Raw genomic sequence first — 25,191 nt, forward strand, 5'->3', positions numbered from 1 at the left:
TCGTTCAGAGTGGCGCGAGGAGCGCATCCTTCAGGCTGTCGCTGAGTTCAGGGAAGTCGTCGACCGGGATGGCGAGGGCCTGGATGGCGCGGCTGTAGTAGTTGCGAGCGGCGGCGGCGAGGGCCACATCGACGATCTCCCGGTCGCTCAGGCCGAGATCGCGGAGGCGCTGGCTGTCTGCGTCCGTCATAGTGTCGGATGCTCGGCTCACCTTCTCGGAGAACTCCATGATCGCGACCTCCTGCTCGGACAGGCCGGCGTCGTGGTAGTCGCGGGCGATGCGCTCGAGCTCGTCCTCATCGATGTAGGCCAGCGACTTCCTGCCGTGGGCGAGCCTGCAGTGGACGGAGCGCGTGCCGAGCGCCGCGGCCAGCGTTGCGAGTTCGAACCTCCGTTTGTCCATCGGACCGCCGATGGCGCGCATCAGGTCCTTCCAGGCCGCGAAAGCCTCGGGATTCACCGTGAGTACCCGGGTGTGGCTGGCCACGTATCCCTGCTCACGGATGTCGCCGGCGTAGAACTCGGCGACGCGTTCGTCGACTTCGTCCTCGGGCACGACTGCGATGATCGACATGAGAATACCTCGGATCTATTGGGTGATTCATCGTCTCACCGCCGACGCCGTGAGTCGAGCCGTCACCGCCCGACACAACCGGCGATTTTCGGTGACCTACTGACGACTGGACCCAGCGCGCGGCGTAGAGTCGGCGCAGGAGGGGCCGAAGCCGACGCCGGCCCGCGATTACCGACCATGATCGACGAAAACGACCTGAGTTTCCTTGCCCGCACGGTCGACCTGGCGCGGGAAGCGCTCGACGCCGGCGATGAGCCGTTCGGCTCTGTACTCGTCGACGCTGGGGGTCGCGTGCTTCGCGAGGACCGCAACCGCGTCGGCAACGGCGACGAGACGCTGCATCCGGAGTTCCAGCTGGCGCGCTGGGCGGCGCGGCACATGACAGCGGACGATCGCGCGCTGGCGACGGTCTACACCTCGGGCGAGCATTGCCCGATGTGCTCGGCGGCGCACGCGTGGGTGGGACTCGGGCGCATCGTGTACGCCGCCTCGGCGGCGCAGACCAGCGGATGGCGTGCCGCCCGCGGACTCCCGGCAGGTCCGGTCGAGAGTCTGCCGATCTCTGTCGTCGCGCCGGGCATACCGGTCGACGGGCCCGTCCCGCAGTTCGAGGCCGTGCTGCGCGATCTCTTCGAGCAGCAGGCGGTCCGCGCCCTGCGCCAGGGGTAGCAAGCCCCGCCCTGTTCGTCGTGGGCACGATCGCCGTGCCCGATCTGTGATTGCTTGCCAAAACTTTGGCGACGAAGCGCGTTGGTTCGCGAACTTTTGGCAACCAATCGAGCCCGCGCGCGACTTCCGCACTTGACGAATGTCAGAACTATCTTTTATGGTTTATTTAGTCCTAAACAAAAGGTAGGCAATGGCGCTCACATCCCCGTCTCGTACAGACGTCAACCGGTCGGCGATCCTCGCGCACCTCGGTGCCCAGGGTCCCGCGTCCCGTGCAGACCTCGCGCGCATGCTCGGCGTCTCGCCGGCCCTGGTGACGCAGCTGACCAAGGACCTGCTCGCCGATGGCCTCATCCAGGAGCTCGACCACTCGCCGTCGCAGGGAGGCCGGCCGGCCCGGATGCTCGGAGTGACCGCCGACACGGCCCGCGCCATCGGTGTCAAGGTCGTCTCCGATCATGTCGCCTTCGTCGAGGTAGGCATCGATGGCGGAGTGATCCGCAGCGCAACCGAGCCGTTCGACGCACTCTCGTCGCTGGCCACGAGCACTCTCGTCGACCTCGCACGCAAGTTCATCGAGGGTGGCGGCGACCGGCCGGTCCTCGGGATCGGTGTCGGCATCCCCGGAACCGTCGACGAGCAGGGCATCGGCGTCATCGACTCGACCCAGCTCGGCTGGAACCAGGTTCCACTCGGTGCGGCCCTCCGTCGATCGCTCGGCCTTCCCGTTGTCGTCGACAACAACGTCAACGCGTTGAGCATGGCGGAGCGCCTGTTCGGCCAGGGCCGCTCGTGCCCCGATTTCCTCGTCGTCACCATCGGAACCGGCGTCGGCGCCGGCATCATCTCCGGCGGATCGGTTCTGCGGGGTCGCTCGGGTGGGGCCGGCGATGTCGGTCACATCCCCGTGACCGACGGCGGCCCGCTCTGCCAGTGCGGCAACCACGGATGCCTCGAAGCGTTCGTCGGCGAGAGCGCCCTCATCGCCCGTGCCGCCGAGCTCGGCGTGGTCGCACCGGATGCGTCGATCGCCGCGGTCACGCGCGCAGCGGTCGACGGGGATGCACGCGCCCGCGAGATCTTCGCTGAGGCCGGCCACCTGCTGGGCCGCACGCTCGCGGGAGTCGTCAACGTCCTCGATCCAGAACTCGTCGTGGTACTCGGTGAGGGTGTCGCCGCGTGGCAGTTCTGGGCGCCGGCCTTCGAATCGGCGCTGCGTGCATCCCTCGTCCCCGGCAAGCGCGGTGTCGAGATCGCCGTCGAGACCTGGCAGGACGATCGTTGGGCTCAAGGGGCGGCCGCCCTCGTGCTGGCGACCCCGTTCGACTCCGACGGTGTCGCCGGCGAGCAGGGCCGCCTCGTCCGCGAACGACTGGTCGCGAATTCGCGCATCCCCCAGGGTGCGTCGCGATGACACTGTCAGCCGCTCGAGTCGCGGCATCCGAAGAGGCGCCGTCGCCGACCGAGAAGGCTGTCGCGCGATCGCCGCGCAAGCGCTCGACGAAGCAGCGCGTCACATACGCCCTCACGATCGCCCTGTTCCTGCTGCCGAGCCTCATCCCGCTGCTCGCGTTCATCATCGGGCCCATGATCGCGGCGGCCTGGACCAGCCTGCACTCGTGGAACCTGATCGGTCCGATGAAATGGGTCGGGCTCGACAACTACGCGACCCTGGTCACCGACCCGGGCACGCAGCAGGCGTTCCTGCACACCGTGTACTACATCGTCGGCTACCTGCCGCTCGTGTACATCGGCGGCCTCGCTCTGGCGCTGGCACTGAACACGCGCCTCAAAGGACGAGCGCTCCTGCGGGGCGTGTACTTCCTCCCGGTGGTGACGAGCTGGGTCGTGGTCGCCCTCGTCTGGCGCTGGCTCCTGAACCCCAGCGTCGGCGTCGTCAACTGGGCGCTGAGCCTGATCGGCATTCACGGTCCCGGCTGGTACACCGACCCGGCGTGGTCGATGCCGTCGATCATCCTCGCCTCCGCGTGGAAGGACCTCGGCTTCGTCATGGTCATCCTGCTGGCGGGCCTGCAGACGATCAACCCCGACCTCTACGAAGCGGCCGAGATCGACGGCGCGGGCTGGTGGCGCCGGCTCTTCAGCATCACGCTGCCGATGCTCTCGCCGTCCACGTTCTTCGTCATCGTCCTGTCCCTGATCAACGGGTTCCAGGTCTTCGACCAGGTGTACGTGATGACGGGCGGGGGCCCGAACAACTCGAGCCGGGTGGTCGTCCAGGAGGTCTACGACCTGACGTTCCGCTACGGCCAGGCGGGCATGGCATCCGCACTGTCCTGGCTGCTGTTCATCGTCATCCTGATCATCACGCTCATCCAGTTCCGCGGGCAGAAGAAGTGGGTGAACTATGCGTAAGCGTTTCGGCAGGATCAGCCTGTACGTCGTCATCACGGTCGGGGCGCTGTTCATGCTCTTCCCGTTCGTGTGGACCGTCATCACCTCGGTCAGCCCGGGCGCCAGCCTGACGACCACGCCGCAGCTGCCCGCGCATCCTTCGCTCTCGCCCTACGCCGAGCTCTTCCAGCGCGTTCCGTTCGGCCAGGTGATCGTGAACAGCATCATCATCGCGGTCGCGGGTACCGTGCTGCAGCTGGTGACCAGCGCGCTCGCCGCCTACGTCTTCGCCCGGATGCCCTTCCGGGGCAGGGGAGGGATCTTCGTGGTCTACCTGGCCACGATGATGATCCCGTTCCAGGTGCTGATCGTCCCGTTGTTCGTCGAGATGAAGACGCTCGGACTGATCAATACGTACGCGGGTGCGATCCTCCCGACGATCGCGTCGGCGTTCGGCGTCTTCCTGCTCCGTCAGGCGATGAGTACCGTGCCGTACGAGCTCGACCAGGCGGCGACGCTCGACGGCGCCGGGCATTTCCGGGTGTTCTTCCAGATCATGCTTCCGCTCATCCGGCCCGCCCTTGCGACCCTCGCCGTCTTCGCATTCCTCAACACCTGGAACAGCTTCCTCTGGCCGCTCATCATCCTGCGCGACCCCGTGATGCAGACGCTGCCCGTCGCGCTCTCGAGCCTGCAGGGCCAGTACTCGACGCAATGGGACGTGCTCATGGCGGGATCCGTCGTCAGCATCATCCCGATGTTCGCCCTCTACGTCTTCGCCCAGAAATACATCGTCCAAGGCGTCGCAGGCACCGGTCTCAAATGATGACCGAGCCGTTCCCCAACACCACCCAGCACCACATATCGAAGGAGATAGCACTCACATGAAGAAGCAGCTCGTCGCGGCAGTAGCCGTCGCGGCATTCGCAGCAATCGGGATGACCGGCTGCAGTTCGTCCTCAGGATCGGACGGCGGCAAGGCCACCATCACCTACTCCAACTTCATCTCGAACGGGGGCAACGAGAAGAACCTGACGACGATCGTCGACGCGTTCGAGAAGGCCAACCCGAACATCACCGTGAAGGTGACCACGTCGGACTACGCGAACTACTTCACGAAGCTCCAGACAGACCTCGCGGCCGGGACACAGGCGGACGTCTTCGATGTCGACACCGGCAGCTACGCGAACCTCCAGGCGGATGGCGTGCTCGCCCCGCTCTCGGGCGTCGACGCCGCGAAGTACCGGGCATCGCTGCTCGACACCTACAAGACGGACGGCAAGCAGTACGGTCTGCCGACCTCGTTCTCGAACGTCGTCCTGTTCTACAACAAGGCGCTGTTCGACAAGGCGGGCGTCTCCTACCCGACCGATTCGTGGACCTGGGCCGATGAGGAAGCCGCGGCGAAGAAGCTCACCGACAAAGCGGCGGGCGTCTGGGGTGATTTCCAGCCGATCACCTACAACGAATTCTCGAAGGTGATCCAGCAGACAGGCGGCTCGTTCCTCACCAAGGACGGAAAGAAGTCCGCGTTCAACGACGACGCCGGCAAGCGTGCAGTCGACTGGCTGGCGGGCAAGAGCGGCGTCACGATGCCGACCGCCGCTGCGGGCGCGAACACCCCGGACTTCGACTCGGGCCTCTTCAAGGCGGGCAAGCTCGCGATGTGGCACACCGGAATCTGGATGTTCAGCTCGCTCGGCACGCTGCCGTTCGGCTGGGACGTCGCAGTCGAGCCCGGTGACACGCAGAAGGCGAGCGCGACGTTCTCGAACGCCGTCGTCGTGTCGAACGACTCCAAGCAGAAGGCTGCAGCCCAGAAGTTCGCCGACTACCTGGCGAGCTCGAAGACCACGGTCGATGTCCGGCTCAAGGCGGGCTGGGAACTGCCCACCGTCGCTGACGATGCACAGCTCAAGCCGTACCTGACCGCAGGCGCGCCGGCGAACCGGCAGGCAGTGTTCGACTCGCTCAAGCAGGTCGCCACCGCACCGCAGCTCGGCCCGAACTCGCAGAAGATCCAGGACACGATCACCAACGCTCTCGGTGAGGTCGCTGCCGGACGCCAGTCCGCCGACGACGCGCTGAAGTCGTCGTCCTCGACAGTGGACGGACTGCTCAAGTAGTACAGCGGTCCCGCATCCGAATCCGTCCGTGGCCCGGCCTTCCCGCCGGGCCACGGGCACCTTCCCCCTCTTCAAGAAAGACCCCGATGTCCTCCGTCTCCACCTCGCGGGCGCCCGACCTGACGGCGCTCCATCCCGACGTCGCCGGCCTCGTCCACGCCGGCCACAGCCTGATCGTCCGCCTCCAGACACCGGAGGGCGCGTATCCGGCGAGCCCGACGTTCTCGGCGTACGAGGGCTACTGCTGGTTCCGGGACGGGTCGTTCATCGCGGATGCGGTCTCCGCCTACGGCGACGTCGGATCGGCGGACGCGTTCTTCGACTGGTGCTCCCGGGCGATCGTCGGACGCCGGGACCACATCCTCTGGATTGTGGACGAGACCCGAGCGGGACAGCCGCCAGCCGGCGAGCACATGCTTCCTGCGCGCTTCACTTTCGCGGGTGGAGACGGGACCGACGAGTGGTGGGACTTCCAGCTGGACGGGTACGGAACCTGGCTGTGGGCGCTCGAGCAGCACCTGCGACGCCACGAGGTCGACCCGTCGAGGTGGCGCATGGCGGTGGAGCTCACCGTCGACTACCTTCTCGCTTCGTGGTCCCGGCCCTGCTACGACTGGTGGGAGGAGCACAGCGAGGCCGTGCATGTGTCCACGCTCGCCTGCATCGCTGCCGGACTTCAGGCGGTGGCGGATGCGGGGCTCACGGATGGCTCCCGGGTCGCGGCGATCGCGAAGGCCGTCCACGACATCCGCGACCTGATCGGCACGCGGGGCGTCCGCGACGGCCACCTCGTCAAATGGCTCGACGTCGAGACGGTCGACGGAAGCCTCGCGTCCGCCATCGCACCGCTCGCGGTGATCGACGCGAGGTCGGGACTCGCGACTCGCACCATCGATGCGATCGAACGCCGGCTCACCGTCGACGGCGGCGTGCACCGCTACCTCGGCGACACGTTCTTCGGCGGAGGCCAGTGGCCGCTGCTGAGCTGCTTGCTGGGGCTCGCGCACGCGGCCGCCGGCGATCGCGGACGTGCGGGGGAGCTGCTCGCCTGGGCGGCGGCGACCGCGAACGAGCGGTCCGAGGTGCCGGAGCAGGTCGACCATCACCTCATCGCACCGGGAATGCGCCAGGAGTGGATCGACCGCTGGGGTCCCGTCGCCACACCGCTCCTCTGGAGCCACGCGATGATCATCCGCCTGGGGGTCGAACTGGCCGCCGATCGCCCCGGTGACGACCTGGACGCGCTCGACGCACTCGACCCGCTTCACCCGCACGACCCGTACGCCCCCCACGACGAGACCAACGAAGGAACCGCACGATGATCCGCCACCGCCCGCACGGCTCCGGCCACCCGTACTCGACCGACACGGAGCAGCGTTCGCCCGCCGTACCGGAAGTGGGAGCAGGGTTCACCCTCGGCGTGCGCACCGGAGGAGCGATCGCTTCCGTATCGTGCGAGCTTCGCTGGCTCGGCGACGACGGCCTCGAAATCGTCGAGACGCTCGATCTCGATCCCGTCGTGCGCTCATCACGCGGCCAGACCGTGGACGGCGGTCATCTGGCCTCCGCACAGGCCCGGCTCGCCCGCGCCGCTGGGGGCTGGCAGGTGACGGTGCCGGATGCTCGGGCGAACGGTCGCTATCGCTACCGCTTCAGCGCCGTTCGCGCCGACGGTGGTGCGGAGCGGACACGATGGTTCACGGTCCGTACGGCGCAGTGGCACGCGGCGGATGCTGCGGTCACCCCGGTCGGACGCTCGCGCGTCATCCCCGGCTCGGTCTCCGTCCTGCACGACGGCGAGCGTGCGGTACGCGTTCGATTCAGGATGCCGCTCGACGCGGCCGAGCACATCACCGGACTCGGTGAACGCTTCGATGCGCTCGATCATAGGGGTGCGCAGGTCGACTCCGTCGTCTTCGAGCAGTACAAGAACCAGGGCGCCGAACGCAAGACCTACCTCCCGATGCCGTTCGCGCACGTGGTGGGCGGCGACGGCTGGGGTTTCCACGTGCAGACCTCGCGCCGGGTCTGGTTCGATTTCGGGCAGTCGGACGCCGATGTGATCGTCGTCGAAGCAGAACTCGACTCAGCGGTCGATCGCGAACACTGCGACGACCTGATCGGGGTGCGCTTCTTCGACGGCGATCCGACGACGGTGCTGAAGGGTTTCCTCGCCGATGCGGGCTCGCCGCAGGAGCTGCCCGACTGGGTGTTCCGGCTGTGGGCGAGTGGCAACGAGTGGAACACGCAGACCGAGGTCCTCCGCCAGATGGATCTGCATCGCGAGCACCGCATCCCTGTGGGTTCCGTGGTGATCGAGGCGTGGAGCGACGAGACCACGTTCACCGCCTTCCGCGATGCGCGCTACGCCGTGAATGAGGACGGCACCCCGCACCAGCTCGGTGACTTCGACTTCCCGGTCGACGGCGCATGGCCGGACCCGAAGGCGATGGTCGACGCGCTGCACGATCGCGACATCCGGGTCCACCTCTGGCAGATCCCCCTGATCAAGATGCGGCCGCACCCGGTGGGGCAGGCGAAGGCGGACGCGAAGGGTGCGATTCGCGAGAACGCGCTGATCAGGGAACTCGCACCGGACGGAGGACTGCGACCGTACCGCAACCGGGGCTGGTGGTTCCCGCTCGGGCTCATGCCGGACCTCACGGATGAGCGTGCGGCACGCTGGTGGACGGACAAGCGTCGCTACCTCGTCGACGAGGTCGGGATCGACGGCTTCAAGACCGATGGCGGAGAACACGCGTGGGGGAGCGACCTGGTCTACCTCGACGGTCGTCGCGGAGACGAGAAGAACAACACCTTCCCCGTCGCGTATGCGAAGGCGTACGGCGACCTCCTCGAGTCGGCGGGCAAAGCTCCGGTGACCTTCAGCCGCGCGGGCTTCACCGGGTCCCAGGCGCACGGAGCGTTCTGGGCAGGCGACGAGAACTCGACGTGGGAGGCATTCCGCTGGTCGATGCTGGCCGGGCTGTCCGCTGCGGCTAGCGGGATCGTCTACTGGGGCTGGGACCTTGCAGGCTTCTCCGGCGATGTCCCCGATGCCGAGCTGTACCTGCGCGCGGCCGCGGCGTCCGCGTTCGTCCCGATCATGCAGTACCACTCGGAGTTCAACCACCATCGGCTGCCGTCGCGTGACCGCACCCCGTGGAACATCGCGGAGCGCAGTGGCGATCCTCGTGTGCTGGACGTCTTCCGGGTCTTCGCGGAACTGCGCGAGCGGCTCGTCCCGTACCTGGCCGAGCAGGCGGCGAACACGATCGCCACGGCTCGGCCACTGATGCGGCCGCTGTACTTCGATCACCCGGCGCTCGCCGAGGTCTGGGAGACGCAGCCGCAGTGGATGCTCGGCGATGACCTGCTTGTCGCCCCCGTCCTGGAGGCGGGTGCGTCGTCATGGCCGGTGTTCGTTCCGCCCGGTACGTGGGTGGACGCCTGGACCGGCGAGGTTGTCGAGGGTGGCGTACCGGTCGACGTCGAGACGCCGATCGACCGCATACCCGTGTTCATCCGGGCGGAGGCCGCATCCCGGTTGCGCGCCGTCTTCGGCCGCTGACCGCTGACCCACGGTTCGGTGGTCGATTGGCTGCCGAGAGAACGATTGCTTGCCAAAAGATTGGCAACCAAGTGCGCGGGTTCGCGATCTTTTGGCAAGTGATCGACGCGGCGACCCCGCGCCGACCGTCAGCTGGCGCCGAGCGCGGCGTCGACCTCCCGGATGCGCAGGTCGACGATGCGGCGGATTGTCGCTTCGCTGAGCGGACGCGCGGGGTCGAAATGGAGGGTTGCTCCGGTCACGGAGCCCTCGGCCAGGGTCCCCGCGAGAGCCTTGGCGGCCGGAGGGCTCATGAGCAGCAGGCTGCACTCCTTCGAGGTGGCGCTCAGCCCGACGAGTCCCTTTCCCCGGTATTTGAAGATCGGGACGCGGTAGCTGATCACCTGCTCGACGTCAGGGATGGCCGACACAAGACGGCGGCGAACGATCCGCAGCGCGGCGCTGAACGGTTCGGGCATCCGCTCGAGATACTCATCGACGGTTGCTGCTTCGACTCCGTGCGCCATCGCACCAGTCTGGCCCGACCGCACTGGATAGGGCTAGTGAGCGAACGCCAGGTCCACGGGCACGTCCGCCGGCTTGCGGATGAAGAACGAGCCCACCACTCCGAACACTGAGATGATCGCGCCGGCCAGGAACGCCATCCGGACCCCGCCAGCAGCGGCCGCGTCCGCGGATGCGCCCCCAGCGACGAGCGCAGCCGTCTGCGCCGACATGATCGCAACGAAGAGCGCCGTCCCCGCGGCACCGGCGACCTGCTGGATCGTACCGACGAGCGCGCTCGCGTGCGAGTACAGGTGCGGTGTGACCGCGCCGAGCCCGGCGGTGAACAGCGGAGTGAACATCAGGGCGAGCCCGATGCTGAGGACGATGTGCGCAGCGAGCAGCAGGAACGGCGAAGTGTTCTCGGTCACCATCGTGAGCGTCCACATCACGGCGCTCACCAGGATCGAACCCGGCACCACGAGTACCGTCGGTCCGAACCGGTCGTACATGCGGCCGACGAACGGCGCGAGCAGGCCCATGATGAGTCCGCCGGGGAGAAGGAGCAGGCCCGTCGCGAGCGGCTCGAGGTGCAGGACCTCCTGGAGGTAGATCGGCAGGATGATGATCGTGCCGAAGAGCGAAGCCGTGCTGATCGCCATCAGCACGATCGCCACCGTGAAGATCGGGAAACGGAAGGTGCGGAGGTCGAGAAGAGCACGATCCTTGCGCTGGAGGAGGATTTGCCGGGCGATGAAGGAGGCGAGTGCGATCACGCCGACGCCGAGCGAGACCCACATCGGCACGTTGACGCCACCGATCTCGCCGGGAACGGCCCCGACCTGGCCGATCTGGGTCAGTCCGTAGACGAGTCCGCCGAATCCGAAGGCGGAGAGGATGACCGAGAAGACGTCGATCGGCACTTTCCTGGGTTCGCTGACGTTCTCGACCCGGCGGATGCCGATGAGCAGCATGACGAGCGCGATCGGCAGGACGATGATGAAGATCCAGCGCCACGACAGCGAGTTGAGGATGAGACCGGCGATGGTCGGGCCGATCGCCGGAGCCACCGAGATGACGATCGAGACGTTGCCCATCGTGCGCCCCCGCTGGGCGGCCGGGACGAGCGTCATCAGCGTCGTCATCAGGAGCGGCAGCATGATGGCGGTGCCCGACGCCTGGATCACGCGAGCGACGAGCAGGATACCGAAGCCCGGCGCCAGCGCCGCCGTCAGGGTGCCGAGGGAGAAAAGCGACATCGCGGCGATGAAGATCGGCCGCGTGTTGAACCGCTGCAGCAGGAACCCGGTGATCGGGATCACCACCGCCATCGTCAGCATGAACGCCGTGGACAGCCATTGTGCCGCGATCGCCGTGATCTGCAGGTCGACCATCAGCTTGCGGATGGCGACGCTCATGATCGTCTCGTTGAGGATGACCACGAACGTCGCGGCGAGCAGCAGCCAGATCACTCGGGAGTTTCGCGCTGTGTGATCGGGTGCCGCAGCCTGCACGTCGTCGATGACATCGACGGGGGGAGCCTCTTTCTCAGTCACGCGTTCCACAGTATCGAGAGCCGCCGACACCGATCGTTGCCTGCAGGTTAACTCTCGCCGTGTTCACTCACTGCGTAATCGACGCGACGGTCTCCACGGCCTCGGCCACGGCATCCGCCACCGCGGCGAGCTCCGGCGCGCCGACCTCGGGACCCCACGAGAACCGCACCGCCGTCTGCGCGATCTCCTCCTCGTAGCCGAGCGCGAGCAGCACGTGCGACGCCTCGTCGCTCCCCGCCGCGCAGGCGGACCCGCTCGAACTGACGATCCCGCGCCGCTCCAGCTCCAGCAGGACGCTCTCGCCGCTGGTGCCCGGAAAGACGAACGATGCCGAAGCCGGAAGCCGACGGACAGGATGTCCGGTCAGCCTGGCATCCGGAACCTGGGCGAGCACAGCGGCGACGAACCCGTCCCTGGCCATCGCGGCCGCATCGGATCGAGCCTGCCGGCCCGACTCGCCCAGACGGATGGCCGTGGCCAGCCCGACCGCGCCGGCCACGTTCTCGGTGCCCGAGCGCCGACCGCGCTCCTGGCCGCCGCCCGAGATGACCGGCTCCAACGGGATGCGCCCCCGCACGAACAGCGCGCCGATGCCTTTCGGGGCACCCAGCTTGTGACCCGAGATGCTGAGCGCGTCGATCCCGAGCGTCGACACATCGAGGTCGAGCCACCCTGCCGCCTGCACCGCGTCCGTGTGGAAGGGGATGCCGCGCCCGCGCGCGAGTGCGGCCAGCTCGGCGACCGGCTGAACCGTTCCCACCTCGTTGTTGGCGAGCATCACGGTCGCGAGTGTCGTGTCGTCGCGGAGTGCGGAGGCGAACTCGGCCGGGTCCACGAGGCCGGTCGAGTCCACGTCGACGAAGGTCACCGCGAACCCGTGGATGCGCGTCAGGTAGTCGACCGATTCGAGCACTGCCTCGTGCTCGATCGGGGTCGTGACGATGTGCCGACCGCGCGGCGCAGCCAGTGCGATCCCCTTCACGGCCAGATTGTCGGCCTCGGTGCCGCCCGACGTGAAGACGATGTCCGACGGCCGGGAGCCGAGGCCGGCTGCGACGGTCGCGCGCGCGTCCGCCAGCGCCCGCGCGGCCGACTCGCCCACGGTGTGGTGGCTCGACGGATTGCCGAAGTCGCCGGTCAGGTACGGCCACATCGCTTCGAGGACCTCACGCCGCACAGCGGAGGTCGCCGCCGCATCCAGGTACATCATGGCTTCACCGCGACGTCCAGACCGAGGTCCAGCGACCGCACGCTGTGGGTGAGCGCCCCGACAGAGATGACATCCACGCCGGTCTCCGCGATCGCGCGGACGGTCGTGAGATTGACATTGCCGCTCGCCTCGACGATCGCGCGCCCTGCGACGATCGCGACGCCCTCCCGCAGTTCGTCGACGCTGAAGTTGTCGAGCATGATCGTGTCGACCCCGGCGTCCAGCACAGGCTCGATCTGGTCGATGCGATCCACCTCGACTTCGAGATGCGTCGTGTGCGAGAGCTGCGCGCGCACCGCACGGAGTGCATCCGTCACGCTGAGCCCGCTCTGCGAGGTCAGAACGGCCAGGTGGTTGTCCTTGGCCATCACGGCGTCCGAGAGCGAGAAACGGTGGTTGTGCCCCCCGCCGGAACGCACAGCGTGCCGTTCGAACGCGCGCAGGCCGGGAGTCGTCTTGCGGGTGTCCACGATGCGGGCGCTGGTGTGTGCCACCTCGCTCACGTACTGGGCGGTCAGGGTCGCGATCCCGCTCATCCGCTGCACGAGGTTGAGGGCAACGCGCTCGGCCTGCAGCACCGCCCGGGCGGAGCCGGAGACGGTCGCGAGGACCGCTCCGGCCCCGAACCGCTCGCCGTCCGCCACGTGCAGCTCGGTACGGATGCTCGGATCGGTCGCCGTCATCGTCGCTTCGAACACGGCGCCGCCGCTGAACACCCCGGCCTCGCGGGCGACCAGCCTGGCCGTCGCGTGGGCCGTTGCGGGAATGAGCAGCTCCGAGGTGAGGTCGCCCCACGGGGCGTCCTCGAGCAGGGCGGCCCTGACGACGGTGTCGATGATCTGGGGGGTCAGCACGGGACGGTCACCTCTCCGGCGTTGGCGAACTGGTGGACGAGCTGGGGGACGGACTGGTGGACGAGCTGGTGGGTGGAAGCGTCGGAGGGCGCGGGGAAGTCCGAGCGGAAGTGGGCGCCCCGCGACTCTTCGCGCTCGAGGGCGGCTGAGACGAGGATGCGCGCGAGCTGCAGCAGGTTCGCATCCTCGCGTTCGCGCCGGGAGGGCGTGGCCGCGTCGCTCGCGCGCCAGCCGGCGAGGATGTGAGCTGCGGCTTCGAGGCCTTCGCGCGAACGGTGGACCCCGGCCGCCGACCACAGAAGTGATTGCAGCTGCTCGCGGTCGACGACCGTGGTCGCCCACGCGCGATCCGGCTCGTCGTCGCCCAGACGATGCGCGGTCACCGCGGTCCCGCTCGCACGATCGCCGCGCTCGCTCCGCCACTCCCACGCGGCCGGTACGCCTCCCGCCAGGTCGCGCGCCGCGCGATGGGCGAACACGATGCTCTCCAGCAGGGAGTTCGACGCGAGCCGGTTGGCGCCGTGCGCCCCCGTGCAGGCCACTTCGCCGACCGCATACAGGCCTGGCACGGTCGAGCGGCCGCGCGTGTCCGTCGCGACTCCGCCCATCCAGTAGTGCGCCGCTGGAGTGACGGGGATCGGCGTCCGGGACCAATCGAATCCGGCCCGGCGGCACGCTGCATCGATCGTGGGGAAGCGCCGGGCCAGGAAGTCCGCCCCGAGTCCCGTCGCGTCCAGCAGTACCGGCTCGCCGTGCTGGGCCGCCATCTCGACGGCGATGCCCCTGGCGACCACGTCGCGCGGCGCGAGTTCTGCTGCGGGGTGCACGTCGAGCATGAACCGCTCGCCGGCGGCGTTCCGCAGCACGGCGCCCTCGCCCCGCACTGCCTCGGACACGAGGAAGGAGCCCCCGGTCGCCAGTGCGGTCGGGTGGAACTGGTAGAACTCCAGATCGGCGAGCTCGGCGCCCGCCCGCCAGGCGGCCGCGACGCCGTCCCCGGTCGTCACGGCAGGGTTCGTCGTGTGGAGGAAGAGCTGCCCGGCCCCTCCGCTGGCGAGCACCACGGCATCCGCTTCGATGGTCAGCGCCGTCCCGTCTTCGAGCAGTACGGCGACGCCCGCCGCGCGGCCGTCGTCGACGAGGATGTCGGTCAGGAACGTGTGCTCGAGCACCCGGGCGGCGGATGCGCGCACCGCCCGCACGAGCGCCCGCTCGATCTCGGCGCCGGTCGCGTCGCCGCCCGCGTGGAGCACCCGGGCGTGCGAGTGGGCGGCTTCGAGACCGCGGGCGAGGGACGCCCCGTCGGTGTCGAACCGCACGCCGAGCTCGAGCAGGTCGCGGATGCGCGCGGGTGCCTCACCGCACAGCACCTCGACTGCTTCTGCATTCCCGAGACCGGCGCCGGCCGCGAGGGTGTCTGCGACGTGCTCGGCGACCGTGTCGTCGGGGAAGACAACGGCCGCGATACCGCCCTGGGCGTACGCCGTGTTGCTCTCGGCGAGCTCCGCCTTCGTCACGACGATCACCTCGTGGAACCGGCTCGCTTCGAGGGCTGCGATCAGCCCCGCGACGCCGCTTCCGACGACGACCACGCGGGACATGTCAGGCCGCCATCGTCGTGTTCGGCTTGGCGGCGAGCATCCGCTCGAGCGCCACGCGGGCCGGAACCGCCACCTCGTCGGTGACGGTGATCCGGTTGAGGACCTCCCCGCGAACGAGGCCTTCGAGCACCCAGGCGAGGTAGCCGGGGTGGATGCGGTACATCGTCGAGCACGGGCAGACGACCGAGTCCAGGCAGAAGATCGTGTGCTGCGGGTACTCGGCGGCAAGGCGCTGTACGAGGTTGATCTCGGTGCCGATCGCGAACGTCGAGCCGGCCGGGGCCGCCGCGATCGCCTTCACGATGTAATCGGTCGAACCGTACTCGTCGGCCGCATCCACGACGGGCATCGGGCACTCCGGGTGCACGATGACCCGCACATCCGGATACTGCGCCCTGGCTGCTTCGATCTGGCCGACGGTGAAGCGCTTGTGCACCGAGCAGAAGCCGTGCCAGAGGATGACCCGCGCATCCTGCATCGACTCCGCATCGTTTCCGCCGAGCGCCTTGCGCGGATTCCACAGCGGCATCTGCTCGAGCGGAACGCCCATCGCCTTGGCGGTGTTGCGCCCCAGGTGCTGGTCGGGGAAGAACAGCACGCGCTGGCCGCGCTCGAACGCCCACTTCAGGACGGTGTCGGCGTTCGACGAGGTGCAGACGATCCCGCCGTGCTCGCCGCAGAACCCCTTGAGCGCGGCCGACGAGTTCATGTAGGTGACCGGGATGACCGGCACGCGGCCGTCCGCATCCGGTTCGGTTCCGTACAGCTCCTCCAGCTGCTCCCAGCATTCGGCGACCGAATCGATGTCGGCCATGTCGGCCATCGAGCATCCTGCCGCGAGGTTGGGAAGGATGACGGACTGGTCGGGGCGCGAGAGCATGTCGGCGGTCTCGGCCATGAAATGCACGCCGCAGAACACGATCGCCTCGGCGTCCGGCTTCGATTTCGCCGCGTTCGCGAGCTGGAACGAGTCGCCGACGAAGTCCGCGTACTGCACGACCTCGTCGCGCTGGTAGAAGTGGCCGAGCGTCACGACGCGGTCGCCGAGCGTCGCTTTGGCGGCGAGGATGCGCTGGTGCAGCTCGTCGGCGGTCGCCGTGCGGTACTCCTCGGGCAGCTCGCCCTGCCGGGGAGCAGCGGCGGGGATGGGGTCGGCCATCGACGCGCCCGGACCGTAGCCCGGTGCCTGCAGGTCGAACACCCACGGGCCGTCCGCGAGGTCGGGGCTGCATGTCTCGCCCTCGGCCGCGCCGCGCGTGATCAGCTGGATGGTCGTGTCGACCGATGCGATGGTGCTCATGCGTACTGTCCTTCGTCGTTCTGATTCTCGGAAATCTCTGCTGGGACCAGGGGGCGTTCGTTCAGCCGGGGGAGCGGTCCCTGGTCGGCGAGGTCGATCGCGGAGTTGTAGCGGTAGAGCCGCGGCGGCCGGTGGCGGGTGCCCATCAGCACCTCGTCTGTGGCCACGACGGCGTTCGACGCCTCGATCCCGCGCCGGAAGTTCGCCGGGTCGAGAGCGCGGCCGAGCACCGCTTCGTGCACTTCGCGCAGCTGTGCAAGGGTGAACGTCTCGCCGAGGAAAGCGTGGGCGATGCGGCTGTACTCCATCTTGTTGCGCAGGCGCCAGAGGGCGTACTCGACGATCAGGTTGTGGTCGAAGGCGAGGGGCGGCAGATCGTCCGCGGGGAACCACTGGACGTTCTCGCCGACGCTGGCCTGCTCGGCCTCATCGCTGCGCACGAGCGCCCAGTAGACGATCGAGACGACGCGGCCACCGGCTGAACGCCCGACGTCGCCGAACGCGTACAGCTGCTCGAGGTAGCGCGGGGTGAGCCCGGTGGTCTCGTTCAGCGTGCGCGCGGCGGCGACGGCGAGGTCCTCATCGCTGCGCAGGGGACCGCCGGGCAGCGCCCAGCTGCCCTTGTAGGGCTCGCGGATGCGGCGCACCAGCGGCAGCCACACCGTCGCGAGGTCGGATTCGTCCTCGCGCCGGAGCGCGAAGATCACCGTCGAGACCGCGATCGTCGCGCTCGCGTGCCCGGGCATCCGCTGCTCGTTCGAGACCATGTCGGGTCCTTCGCCGTAGGTTCCACGTAAGAGTCATACTGACTCTAAGTGTTGCTTCATCTTAGTGTCAACCTGACCCGAAGTGCGAATCGAGTCCGTAGGAATGCGTCACCTGGCGGTAATTGCTGTTATCCGCGCGCGGATAGTGGCAACTTCTGCCAAGTCGACTGAGCGTGGGCGAGGGATGCGCGACGCGAGGATGCGGATGAGGGCAACACCGCGCGGTATGCTGGCAGGGCGTCTGCGCGAATGAGCGCGGGCGTTGCGAAAACTGAACACTGGGCCATCGAGGTCGATGCGGGAGAGCCGGATGCACGCGAGTGCGCGACCGGCACCGAAGGAGCAATCCTCCCCGACAATCTCTCAGGTACGCGTACCGCATCGGACTGGCCACTCTGAAAAGCAGAACTGCGCGCCCGCGGGCGCGACAGTCCTCGCCCACGGTGAAAGTCGCGACCCGCGAGGGCGCGGTGAAACTCTCAGGCCGGATGACAGAGGGGGAGTTCTTATGCAGTCCCGCGACCCCGGGCTGCCGCACTCTCGATTCGGCCCCGGCCGGCGAAGACCGGAGAACTCATGACCTCGCACGACGCCAACGACACCGACGCCAACGACACCGACGCCGGGGGCACCGACGCCGACCGTCTGTCCCCTCTCCATGACGCGCACGTCGACGCAGGCGCCTCGTTCACCGATTTCGCGGGCTGGCAGATGCCGGTCCGGTATTCGAGCGACCTGGCCGAGCATCACGCGGTCCGCACGGCCGCGGGCCTCTTCGACCTGTCGCACATGGGGGAGATCTACGTCGTCGGCCCGGAGGCCGCGGCCGCCCTCGACTATGCGCTAGCCGGCAAGCTCTCCGCCATCGCGGTCGACCAGGCGAAGTACAGCCTCCTGCTCTCCCGCTCCGGCGGGATCGTCGACGATCTCGTCGTCTACCGCACCGGTGACGACCGGTACATGGTCGTCGCGAACGCGTCGAATCGCGCGATCGTCGCCGAGGAGCTCCGTGACCGCACCGCCCCCTTCGAAGCGGACGTGTTCGATGAGAGCGACGAGATCGCCCTCATCGCCGTGCAGGGTCCTGCTGCCCTGTCGATCCTCGCCGCGGTGCGCGAATTCGCGGTCGAGGGAGGCGCGCTCGACGGCGGCGGTTTCGCCGAGAAGCTCGACACCCTCAAGTACTACTGGTCGTTCCCTGCCACGTTCGACCAGCATCCCGTGCTCATCGCACGCACCGGCTACACCGGCGAGGACGGCTTCGAGCTCTACGTCTCGCCCGATATCGCCCGTACGGTTTGGGATGCGCTGCTCGAAGCAGGCTCCGAGCAGGGTCTCGTTCCCGCAGGTCTCGCCAGCCGCGACACGCTCCGCCTGGAGGCGGGCATGCCGCTCTACGGCCACGAGCTCGACCTCGGCACCTTCCCTGCGCAGGCGGGCCTCGGCCGTGTGGTCAACCTGGCCAAGGAGACCGATTTCGTCGGTCGCGCCGCAAGCGAGGTCGGTCCGGATGCGACCGCGCCGGTTCTCGTCGGCCTGATGGGTCACGGCAAGCGTGCAGCCCGCGCCGGCTACCCCGTCTACGCCACGGATGCAGCGACCGACGCGGACGAGACCGTCGGCGTCGTCACGAGCGGTGCGCTGTCCCCGACCATCGGCGTGCCGATCGCGATGGCGTATGTCGCCCCCGCGTTCGCACGACCCGGCACCGAACTCCACGTCGACATCCGCGGCACCCGCCTCGGGTTCACCGTCACCGCCCTCCCCTTCTACAGCAGAAAGAAGAACTGACCATGGCCGCTCCGCAGGACCTCCAGTACACCGCCGAGCATGAGTGGATCCTCGTCGACGGCGACACCGCGACCGTGGGTATCACCGCCTATGCGGCCGAGAAGCTGGGCGACGTCGTGTTCGTCGAGCTTCCCGCCGTCGGCAGCGACATCGCCGAGGGCAAGGTCGTGGGCGAGATCGAGTCCACCAAGTCGGTCGGCGAGCTGTTCGCGCCCGTGAACGGCACGGTCGCTGCCGTCAACGACGCCGTCGTCGCAGCCCCCGAGCTCGTCAACAGCGATCCTTTCGGCGAGGGATGGCTGGTCAAGGTCACCTTCTCCGCCCTGCCCGAACTCCTCAGCTACTCGGAATACTCCGCCATCATCGGCGAGTGAGGCTCACCACCCCAATGACAGAACTGTTCTCCACGCGTCACATCGGAACGGATGACGACGCGCAGTCGACCATGCTCGACCTGCTCGGTTACGACAACGTCGACGAGCTCGTCAAAGCCGCCGTTCCGACCTCGATCCAGCTCGACGAGTCGCGGGTCTCGGCCCTCCCGGCGCCGGCGAGCGAGCGGTCGGCCCTCCGCGAGCTGCGCGCGATCGCAGCCCGCAACACGGTCAACCGACCGCTGATCGGCCTCGGCTACTACGGCACGGTCACGCCGGCCGTCATCAAGCGGAACGTCCTCGAGAACCCGAGCTGGTACACCGCTTACACCCCGTACCAGCCGGAGATCTCCCAGGGCCGTCTCGAGGCGCTGATCAACTTCCAGACGATGGTCGCCGACCTGACCGGCCTCGACACGGCGAACGCCTCGATGCTCGATGAGGGAACCGCGGTCGTCGAGGGGATGCTGCTGGCACGCCGCGCATCCAAGGCCGCGTCCAAGCGCTTCATCGTCGACTCCGACACGTTCCCGCAGACACTCGCGCTGCTGCGCAACCGGGCGGATGCGGTGGGCATCGACCTCGCCGTCCTCGACCTGCGCAGCATCGACGCCGCGTCGCCCGAACTGGCGGACGCGTTCGGCATCTTCATCCAGTATCCCGGCGCCTCCGGCCGGGTCTGGAACCCCGCCGCCGTGATCGCGACGGCGAAGTCCTCCGGTGCAGTGGCCGTCGCAGCCGCCGACCTGCTCGCCCTGACCCTACTGACCTCGCCGGGCGAACTGGGCGTGGATGTGGCCGTCGGCACCAGCCAGCGCTTCGGCGTCCCGCTCGGCTTCGGCGGTCCGCACGCCGGCTACATGGCCGTGCGTTCGGGGCTCGAGCGCCAGCTGCCCGGTCGCCTCGTCGGCGTCTCGCAGGATGCGGTGGGCAAGCCCGCCTACCGGCTCACCCTGCAGACGCGCGAGCAGCACATCCGTCGCGAGAAGGCCACCTCGAACATCTGCACTGCGCAGGTCCTCCTCGCCGTCATGGCCGGAATGTACGGTGTGTACCACGGCCCGCGCGGGCTCAAGGCGATCGGACGATCCGTGCACTCCGCGACCGGCGCCGTGGCCGCAGCCCTGCGCGCCGTCGGCGTCGACGTGCGCTCCGAGTCGTACTTCGACACGCTCGAAGTAGCGGTCGGCGATGCGGAAGCGACGGTCCGCCGCGCACACGAGGCGGGCATCCTTCTCCACGCCGTCGATGCATCCACGGTCTGGTTCAGCATCGACGAGCCGTCCGCCGACGACATCCGCGAAGGATCGCTGCTCGCCGACCTCGTCGAGGTGTTCGCTCCCGGTGCGACGGTCTCCGGCACGTCGGTGGATGCGGGCCTCCGTTCCTTCGACGGCTCGCTCGAGCGCGCATCCGCCTACCTGACGCATCCGGTCTTCAACACGCACCACTCCGAGACGGCGATGATGCGCTATCTCAAGTACCTGGCCGACAAGGACTACGCGCTCGACCGCGGCATGATCCCGCTCGGTTCGTGCACGATGAAGCTCAACGCGGCCACCGAGATGGAGGCGGTCACCTGGCCGGAGTTCGCGGCCGTCCATCCGTTCGCGCCCGCATCCGACGTCGAGGGCTACCTCGAGCTGATCGACCAGCTGGAGACCTGGCTCGCCGACGTCACCGGCTACGACTCGGTCTCGCTGCAGCCGAACGCGGGCAGCCAGGGCGAGCTCGCCGGACTGCTGGCGATCCGTGGCTACCACCGTTCGCGCGGCGACCTGGACCGCACCGTCTGCCTGATCCCGCAGAGCGCGCACGGCACGAACGCCGCATCCGCGGTCCTCGCCGGGATGTCTGTCGTCGTCGTCGCATGCGACGAACTGGGCAACGTCGACCTCGACGATCTGCGCGCGAAGATCGACGCGAACGCCGATGCGCTCGCCGCCCTCATGGTGACGTACCCGTCGACGCACGGGGTGTACGAGCACGAGATCGCAGCCATCACGCAGGCGGTCCACGACGCGGGGGGACAGGTCTACGTCGACGGTGCGAACCTCAACGCGCTCCTCGGTTTCGCCCGGTTCGGCGACTTCGGCGGGGACGTCAGTCACCTGAACCTGCACAAGACCTTCTGCATCCCGCACGGCGGCGGTGGACCCGGTGTCGGTCCGGTCGCCGCGAAGGCGCACCTCGCACCGTTCCTGCCCGGACACCCGCTCGCCCAGCGCGCCGACCACTACCTCGGTGGCGGCGACCGCGCCGTGCACGCCGGCGGCCCGGTCTCGTCGGCGCCGTACGGCAGCCCGAGCATCCTGCCGATCAGCTGGGCGTACGTCCGGATGATGGGGGAGCAGGGGCTCACCCAGGCGACGGGAGCCGCCGTGCTCGCGGCGAACTACATCGCTGCGCGCCTGCGCGACCACTACCCGGTGCTGTACTCCGGCGACAACGGCCTGGTCGCCCACGAGTGCATCCTCGACCTGCGCCCGCTCACGGAAGCGACGGGCGTAACCGTCGACGATGTTGCGAAACGCCTGATCGACTACGGTTTCCACGCTCCCACCATGAGCTTCCCCGTCGCGGGCACGCTCATGGTGGAGCCGACCGAGAGCGAAGACCTGGCCGAGCTCGACCGCTTCGTGACGGCCATGATCTCGATCAAGGCCGAAGCGGACGCGGTGAAGGCCGGCGCCTGGCCGGTGGACGACAACCCGCTCCGCGGCGCGCCGCACACCGCCGAGTCCGTCGTCGTCGGCGAGTGGGAGCACCCGTACAGCCGCGAGCAGGCGGTGTACCCCGTTCCCGGGCTCGTGCGCTCGAAGTACTGGCCGCCGGTGCGCCGGATCGACCAGGCCTGGGGGGACCGCAACCTCTTCTGCGCCTGCCCGCCCCCCGAGGCGTTCGCCTAGTTCGCGGCGGACGCCGACGCTCGGTGGTCAGCGGAACAGCGCTGGCCACCAGGTGACGGCGAGTGGATAGCCGACGAACGACGCGATGTCGATGATCCAGTGTGCGATCACCAGCGGCATCACGCGGCCCCAGCGGGTGTAGCACCACCCGAACACCACCCCCATGGCGAAGTTGCCGAAGAACGGCCCGATGCCCTGGTAGAGGTGATAGCTGCCACGCAGCGTCGCCGCGCCGAGGATGATCGCCCAGCGCGACCATCCGAGCTGCCGGAGCCGGGTGAACAGGTAGCCGACGACGATGACCTCCTCCTGGAGCGCTGCCCGGAGCGCGGCGAGGATGAGGATGGGCACCGTCCACCAGTGACTGTCGATGGGCGCCGGGATGACGTTCACCGTCAGCCCGAGTGCCCGACCGACGAAATAGAGGACGAGGCCGGGGACACCGATCACGGCGACGAGGGCGAGACCGCCCAGCACATCCCTTCCTGGGCGGGTGAAGTCGAGTCCGATCCGCGTGAAGGTGCTGCGGCCCGGGCGCCAGAGCAGGTAGATGACCAGCGCTACGGCGAAGAGGTCGAAGAAGATCGCCAGGAACTGGTATGTGAAGTCGAGCCACTCGCGGGTGGACTGGGAGCCGTTGATCGTTGCCGACTGGTCGGACAGCGGGGTGCCTGCGGTCAGCCGGGCGATGATGTTGACGACGGAGTAGACGGCGGATGCCCCGAGCGAGAGCCCGAGGACGATCGCGACCTCCCACCACAGGCGGGGCCGGTCCTCCCGTCCCACGACCGTCTCCGACCGCCAGGGTGTCGGCGTCTTCGCTACTTCCATGATCTGAATACTGCCAGTTCGGCACATACCACTGGGAACACCCTGCGCAAGTGCAATTTCTTGCATGATGCGCAGGCCTTGTGCAGGTTTCGTGTGCCCGATGCAAGAAACCGGCGACTGAGTTACCACTGTGTAACGTTTTCGTGCCCGGTTTTGCATTCCCAGCCAACCGTACCTATGGTCAATCTTATCCAGCGCGGTGCGGGTGACTCGCGCGCCCATGCCGTCGCACACTTCGCACAGGAGGAACATTGCAGATCCAAGGAAGAAAGGTCAGGCACGCAGCCAGCGCCATCGCCATTGTCGGCGTCGCAGCAGTTGCGCTCACGGCTTGCACCACGTCGGGCAGTTCAGGGCAGTCGTCAGCCGCACAGGGTGGCACCGTAACCGTTGCGGTCGTGAACCCGTTCACGTCGTTCAACTCCCAGACGCCGCAGGGCAACGTGGACACGAACGGTCAGGTCGGGTATCTGGATGGTTCGTACGGCACGGGCTTCCAGTACATCGACAACAACTTCAAGATCGTCCACGACGACAAGTTCGGCAAGTTCGAGAAGGTCAAGAACGACCCGCTGACCGTCAAGTACACCCTGAACAAGGACGACAAGTGGTCCGACGGACAGCCTGTGACGGCTGACGACATGGTGCTGGGCTGGGCGATCCAGTCCGGCTACTACGACTCCGCCACGATCGACCAGGCCAGTGGCAAGGTCACCAAGGGCACCCGGTACTTCCAGTACGCGGGCAGCACCGTCGGCCTCGACCAGACCGCGTTCCCGACGATCGGTGACAACAACACGTCGATCACCCTCACGTACGCGAAGCCGTACGTGGACTGGGAACTCGTCGACCCGATGGCGCAGCCCGCTCACATCGTCGCCAAGAAGGCCGGACTCAGCTCCGCTGCTGACCTGACGAAGCTGCTGAAGAACCTGCCCCACGGCGACACCGCCAACCCGGCCGCTCCGGATGCGACGCTCAAGAAGGCTGCTGACTTCGTCAACACCGGCTATGACGTCACCGCCTTCCCGACCGACAAGGACCTGCTGGTCTCCAGCGGCCCGTTCGTCGTCTCGTCGTGGACCCCCGGCCAGTCGCTCACCATGGTGCAGAACAAGTACTACGCGGGCGGCCTCAAGCCGAACGTGGACAAGATCGTGTTCCGCTTCATCGGCGACGCAAGCGCCCAGGTCACCGCTCTCCAGAACGGTGAGGTCGACGTCATCAACCCGCAGGCGTCGGCTGACACTCTGACCGCCCTGAAGAACACCACGGCAAAGGTGCTCGCAGGCGACCAGGCGTCGTACGACCACCTCGACCTGACCTTCAGCAAGTCCGGAGTCTTCTCGGATCCGAATGTCCGCAAGGCGTTCTTGCTGACGATCCCGCGCCAGCAGATCCTGGACTCGATCGTCACCCCGGTGAACCCGAAGGCCAAGGTCCTGAACTCGCAGATCTTCCTCCCCAACCAGTCGGAGTACGCGGATTCGGTCAAGCAGAACGGTTCTGACGCTTACAGCAAGGTCGACATCGCAGGCGCCAAGACGCTCCTCGCGGGCAAGACCCCCACCGTGAGCATCATGTACAACACCAACAACCCGAACCGTGTCGACGAGTTCCAGGCCATCCAGGCATCTGCCACGAAGGCCGGATTCAAGATCGTCGACGCGGGCAATCCCAACTGGTCCACTAAGCTGGGCGACGGCTCGTATGACGCCGTGCTGTTCGGCTGGATCTCGCCCGGTGCAGGCACCCAGCAGCTGACCCAGGTATTCGGTCCTGTCGGCTCGGGTGGTAACTACAACAACTACGCCGGCACGGGCGACCTTGCCAACTCGACCCAGACCATGACGGACAAGAACGAACTGGTCCAGACCGAGAACAAGATCGACAAGCAGACCTTCAGCGACGCTTACGGTCTGCCGCTGTTCCAGCTGCCTGGCATCTTCGGTGTCAGCACCCGCGTGGACGGCGTGAAGTACAACGGTGGCCAGAGCGGTCCGTTCTGGAACTTCTGGCAGTGGTCGGTCAAGGCTTCCAAGAAGTAGCCTTCGCCTGATCCGGTCCCCGGGGCCTCGGCTCCGGGGACCAAACTCCACTCGGGGCGCTGAAGCGAAAAGCTTCAGCGCCCCGTACCATGAATACGTTCGCGTGACCCGCGAATACAATGTCAGGTGCCCGTCCCCGACCCCGGGATGGTCAGGTCCATTCAGCGGATCG

20 protein-coding genes and 1 riboswitch are annotated in these 25,191 nt (G+C 67.8%); of the genes, 11 read left to right on the forward strand and 9 right to left on the reverse strand.

Translation table 11 applies throughout. From position 1 onward, the window contains the following. Positions 1–4: 4 nt before the first annotated feature. A complete protein-coding gene (locus ACV7NN_RS17840) occupies positions 5–574 on the reverse strand; it encodes a carboxymuconolactone decarboxylase family protein (protein ID WP_463350895.1) in 570 nt (189 codons plus the stop codon). Between the two features lie 177 nt (positions 575–751). Between ACV7NN_RS17840 and ACV7NN_RS17845 the strand changes: the two genes are divergently transcribed. The 7 genes from ACV7NN_RS17845 to ACV7NN_RS17875 all read left to right on the forward strand — a co-directional run bounded on the left by ACV7NN_RS17845 (position 752) and on the right by ACV7NN_RS17875 (position 9,295). Continuing rightward, complete coding sequence (locus ACV7NN_RS17845; RefSeq protein ID WP_463350896.1) at positions 752–1,243, forward strand: nucleoside deaminase; 492 nt, start codon at positions 752–754, stop codon at positions 1,241–1,243. 190 nt (positions 1,244–1,433) lie between these two features. Beyond that, complete coding sequence (locus tag ACV7NN_RS17850; RefSeq protein WP_463350897.1) at positions 1,434–2,657, forward strand: ROK family protein; 1,224 nt, start codon at positions 1,434–1,436, stop codon at positions 2,655–2,657. Further along, a complete protein-coding gene (locus ACV7NN_RS17855; protein ID WP_463350898.1) occupies positions 2,654–3,619 on the forward strand; it encodes a carbohydrate ABC transporter permease in 966 nt (321 codons plus the stop codon). Before ACV7NN_RS17850 ends, ACV7NN_RS17855 begins: the two co-directional genes overlap by 4 nt. Then, the gene (locus tag ACV7NN_RS17860; protein WP_463350899.1) at positions 3,612–4,424 is read left to right on the forward strand and encodes a carbohydrate ABC transporter permease; all 813 of its coding nucleotides are present in this window, start codon (positions 3,612–3,614) and stop codon (positions 4,422–4,424) included. Before ACV7NN_RS17855 ends, ACV7NN_RS17860 begins: the two co-directional genes overlap by 8 nt. A gap of 58 nt (positions 4,425–4,482) precedes the next feature. Next, entirely contained in the window at positions 4,483–5,724 is a 1,242-nt protein-coding gene (locus tag ACV7NN_RS17865; protein WP_463350900.1) for an ABC transporter substrate-binding protein, read from the forward strand. An 86-nt stretch (positions 5,725–5,810) separates the two neighbouring features. Continuing rightward, a complete protein-coding gene (locus tag ACV7NN_RS17870; RefSeq protein WP_463350901.1) occupies positions 5,811–7,046 on the forward strand; it encodes a glycoside hydrolase family 15 protein in 1,236 nt (411 codons plus the stop codon). Next, complete coding sequence (locus ACV7NN_RS17875) at positions 7,043–9,295, forward strand: glycoside hydrolase family 31 protein (RefSeq protein ID WP_463350902.1); 2,253 nt, start codon at positions 7,043–7,045, stop codon at positions 9,293–9,295. Before ACV7NN_RS17870 ends, ACV7NN_RS17875 begins: the two co-directional genes overlap by 4 nt. 128 nt (positions 9,296–9,423) lie before the next feature. Here ACV7NN_RS17875 and ACV7NN_RS17880 read toward each other — a convergent pair whose 3' ends face one another. The 7 genes from ACV7NN_RS17880 to ACV7NN_RS17910 all read right to left on the reverse strand — a co-directional run bounded on the left by ACV7NN_RS17880 (position 9,424) and on the right by ACV7NN_RS17910 (position 17,066). Continuing rightward, on the reverse strand, positions 9,424–9,801 hold the full coding sequence (locus ACV7NN_RS17880) for an iron chaperone (protein ID WP_463350903.1): 378 nt from the start codon (positions 9,799–9,801) through the stop codon (positions 9,424–9,426). Between the two features lie 33 nt (positions 9,802–9,834). Beyond that, on the reverse strand, positions 9,835–11,334 hold the full coding sequence (locus ACV7NN_RS17885; RefSeq protein ID WP_463350904.1) for a DHA2 family efflux MFS transporter permease subunit: 1,500 nt from the start codon (positions 11,332–11,334) through the stop codon (positions 9,835–9,837). A 67-nt stretch (positions 11,335–11,401) separates the two neighbouring features. Beyond that, entirely contained in the window at positions 11,402–12,544 is a 1,143-nt protein-coding gene (locus ACV7NN_RS17890; protein WP_463350905.1) for a cysteine desulfurase family protein, read from the reverse strand. After that, complete coding sequence (gene nadC, locus ACV7NN_RS17895; protein WP_463350906.1) at positions 12,541–13,398, reverse strand: carboxylating nicotinate-nucleotide diphosphorylase; 858 nt, start codon at positions 13,396–13,398, stop codon at positions 12,541–12,543. The genes ACV7NN_RS17890 and nadC overlap by 4 nt, the downstream gene beginning before the upstream one ends. Further along, on the reverse strand, positions 13,392–14,999 hold the full coding sequence (gene nadB / locus ACV7NN_RS17900; RefSeq protein WP_463350907.1) for an L-aspartate oxidase: 1,608 nt from the start codon (positions 14,997–14,999) through the stop codon (positions 13,392–13,394). The genes nadC and nadB overlap by 7 nt, the downstream gene beginning before the upstream one ends. Before the next feature lies 1 nt (position 15,000). Beyond that, complete coding sequence (gene nadA / locus ACV7NN_RS17905; RefSeq protein WP_463351321.1) at positions 15,001–16,290, reverse strand: quinolinate synthase NadA; 1,290 nt, start codon at positions 16,288–16,290, stop codon at positions 15,001–15,003. A 5-nt stretch (positions 16,291–16,295) separates the two neighbouring features. After that, entirely contained in the window at positions 16,296–17,066 is a 771-nt protein-coding gene (locus tag ACV7NN_RS17910) for an NUDIX hydrolase (RefSeq protein ID WP_463350908.1), read from the reverse strand. A gap of 288 nt (positions 17,067–17,354) precedes the next feature. Continuing rightward, positions 17,355–17,455: riboswitch (glycine riboswitch) on the forward strand. A 187-nt stretch (positions 17,456–17,642) separates the two neighbouring features. On the opposite strand from ACV7NN_RS17910, the gene gcvT reads away from it, so the two are divergent. Genes gcvT through gcvP form a run of 3 tightly spaced genes read left to right on the forward strand, consistent with a single transcriptional unit; the run spans position 17,643 to position 22,140 of the window. Then, on the forward strand, positions 17,643–18,857 hold the full coding sequence (gene gcvT, locus ACV7NN_RS17915) for a glycine cleavage system aminomethyltransferase GcvT (RefSeq protein ID WP_463350909.1): 1,215 nt from the start codon (positions 17,643–17,645) through the stop codon (positions 18,855–18,857). 2 nt (positions 18,858–18,859) lie between these two features. Next, positions 18,860–19,231 (forward strand): glycine cleavage system protein GcvH, encoded by a 372-nt coding sequence (gene gcvH / locus ACV7NN_RS17920; protein ID WP_463350910.1) that lies wholly within the window; start codon positions 18,860–18,862, stop codon positions 19,229–19,231. A 14-nt stretch (positions 19,232–19,245) separates the two neighbouring features. Then, the gene (gcvP, locus tag ACV7NN_RS17925; RefSeq protein ID WP_463350911.1) at positions 19,246–22,140 is read left to right on the forward strand and encodes an aminomethyl-transferring glycine dehydrogenase; all 2,895 of its coding nucleotides are present in this window, start codon (positions 19,246–19,248) and stop codon (positions 22,138–22,140) included. A gap of 27 nt (positions 22,141–22,167) precedes the next feature. Here gcvP and ACV7NN_RS17930 read toward each other — a convergent pair whose 3' ends face one another. Then, positions 22,168–22,971, reverse strand: a complete 804-nt coding sequence (locus ACV7NN_RS17930; protein WP_463350912.1) for a CPBP family intramembrane glutamic endopeptidase — start codon at positions 22,969–22,971, stop codon at positions 22,168–22,170. 251 nt (positions 22,972–23,222) lie between these two features. Between ACV7NN_RS17930 and ACV7NN_RS17935 the strand changes: the two genes are divergently transcribed. Continuing rightward, positions 23,223–25,019, forward strand: a complete 1,797-nt coding sequence (locus ACV7NN_RS17935) for an ABC transporter family substrate-binding protein (protein ID WP_463350913.1) — start codon at positions 23,223–23,225, stop codon at positions 25,017–25,019. The last annotated feature ends 172 nt before the right edge of the window (positions 25,020–25,191 follow it).

The sequence above is a fragment of the Leifsonia sp. Ger2509 genome, assembly GCF_055231915.1.

Coding starts and splice junctions, on each gene's coding strand:
- ACV7NN_RS17875 (WP_463350902.1), top strand. CDS start 7,043: ATGATCCGCCACCGCCCGCACGGCTCCGGCCACCCGTACTCGACCGAC.
- ACV7NN_RS17845 (WP_463350896.1), top strand. CDS start 752: ATGATCGACGAAAACGACCTGAGTTTCCTTGCCCGCACGGTCGACCTG.
- ACV7NN_RS17930 (WP_463350912.1), bottom strand. CDS start 22,971: ATGGAAGTAGCGAAGACGCCGACACCCTGGCGGTCGGAGACGGTCGTG.
- gcvH (WP_463350910.1), top strand. CDS start 18,860: ATGGCCGCTCCGCAGGACCTCCAGTACACCGCCGAGCATGAGTGGATC.
- ACV7NN_RS17840 (WP_463350895.1), bottom strand. CDS start 574: ATGTCGATCATCGCAGTCGTGCCCGAGGACGAAGTCGACGAACGCGTC.
- ACV7NN_RS17870 (WP_463350901.1), top strand. CDS start 5,811: ATGTCCTCCGTCTCCACCTCGCGGGCGCCCGACCTGACGGCGCTCCAT.
- ACV7NN_RS17850 (WP_463350897.1), top strand. CDS start 1,434: ATGGCGCTCACATCCCCGTCTCGTACAGACGTCAACCGGTCGGCGATC.
- gcvT (WP_463350909.1), top strand. CDS start 17,643: ATGACCTCGCACGACGCCAACGACACCGACGCCAACGACACCGACGCC.
- ACV7NN_RS17855 (WP_463350898.1), top strand. CDS start 2,654: ATGACACTGTCAGCCGCTCGAGTCGCGGCATCCGAAGAGGCGCCGTCG.
- gcvP (WP_463350911.1), top strand. CDS start 19,246: ATGACAGAACTGTTCTCCACGCGTCACATCGGAACGGATGACGACGCG.
- ACV7NN_RS17860 (WP_463350899.1), top strand. CDS start 3,612: ATGCGTAAGCGTTTCGGCAGGATCAGCCTGTACGTCGTCATCACGGTC.
- nadB (WP_463350907.1), bottom strand. CDS start 14,999: ATGTCCCGCGTGGTCGTCGTCGGAAGCGGCGTCGCGGGGCTGATCGCA.
- ACV7NN_RS17880 (WP_463350903.1), bottom strand. CDS start 9,801: ATGGCGCACGGAGTCGAAGCAGCAACCGTCGATGAGTATCTCGAGCGG.
- ACV7NN_RS17865 (WP_463350900.1), top strand. CDS start 4,483: ATGAAGAAGCAGCTCGTCGCGGCAGTAGCCGTCGCGGCATTCGCAGCA.
- ACV7NN_RS17890 (WP_463350905.1), bottom strand. CDS start 12,544: ATGATGTACCTGGATGCGGCGGCGACCTCCGCTGTGCGGCGTGAGGTC.
- ACV7NN_RS17910 (WP_463350908.1), bottom strand. CDS start 17,066: ATGGTCTCGAACGAGCAGCGGATGCCCGGGCACGCGAGCGCGACGATC.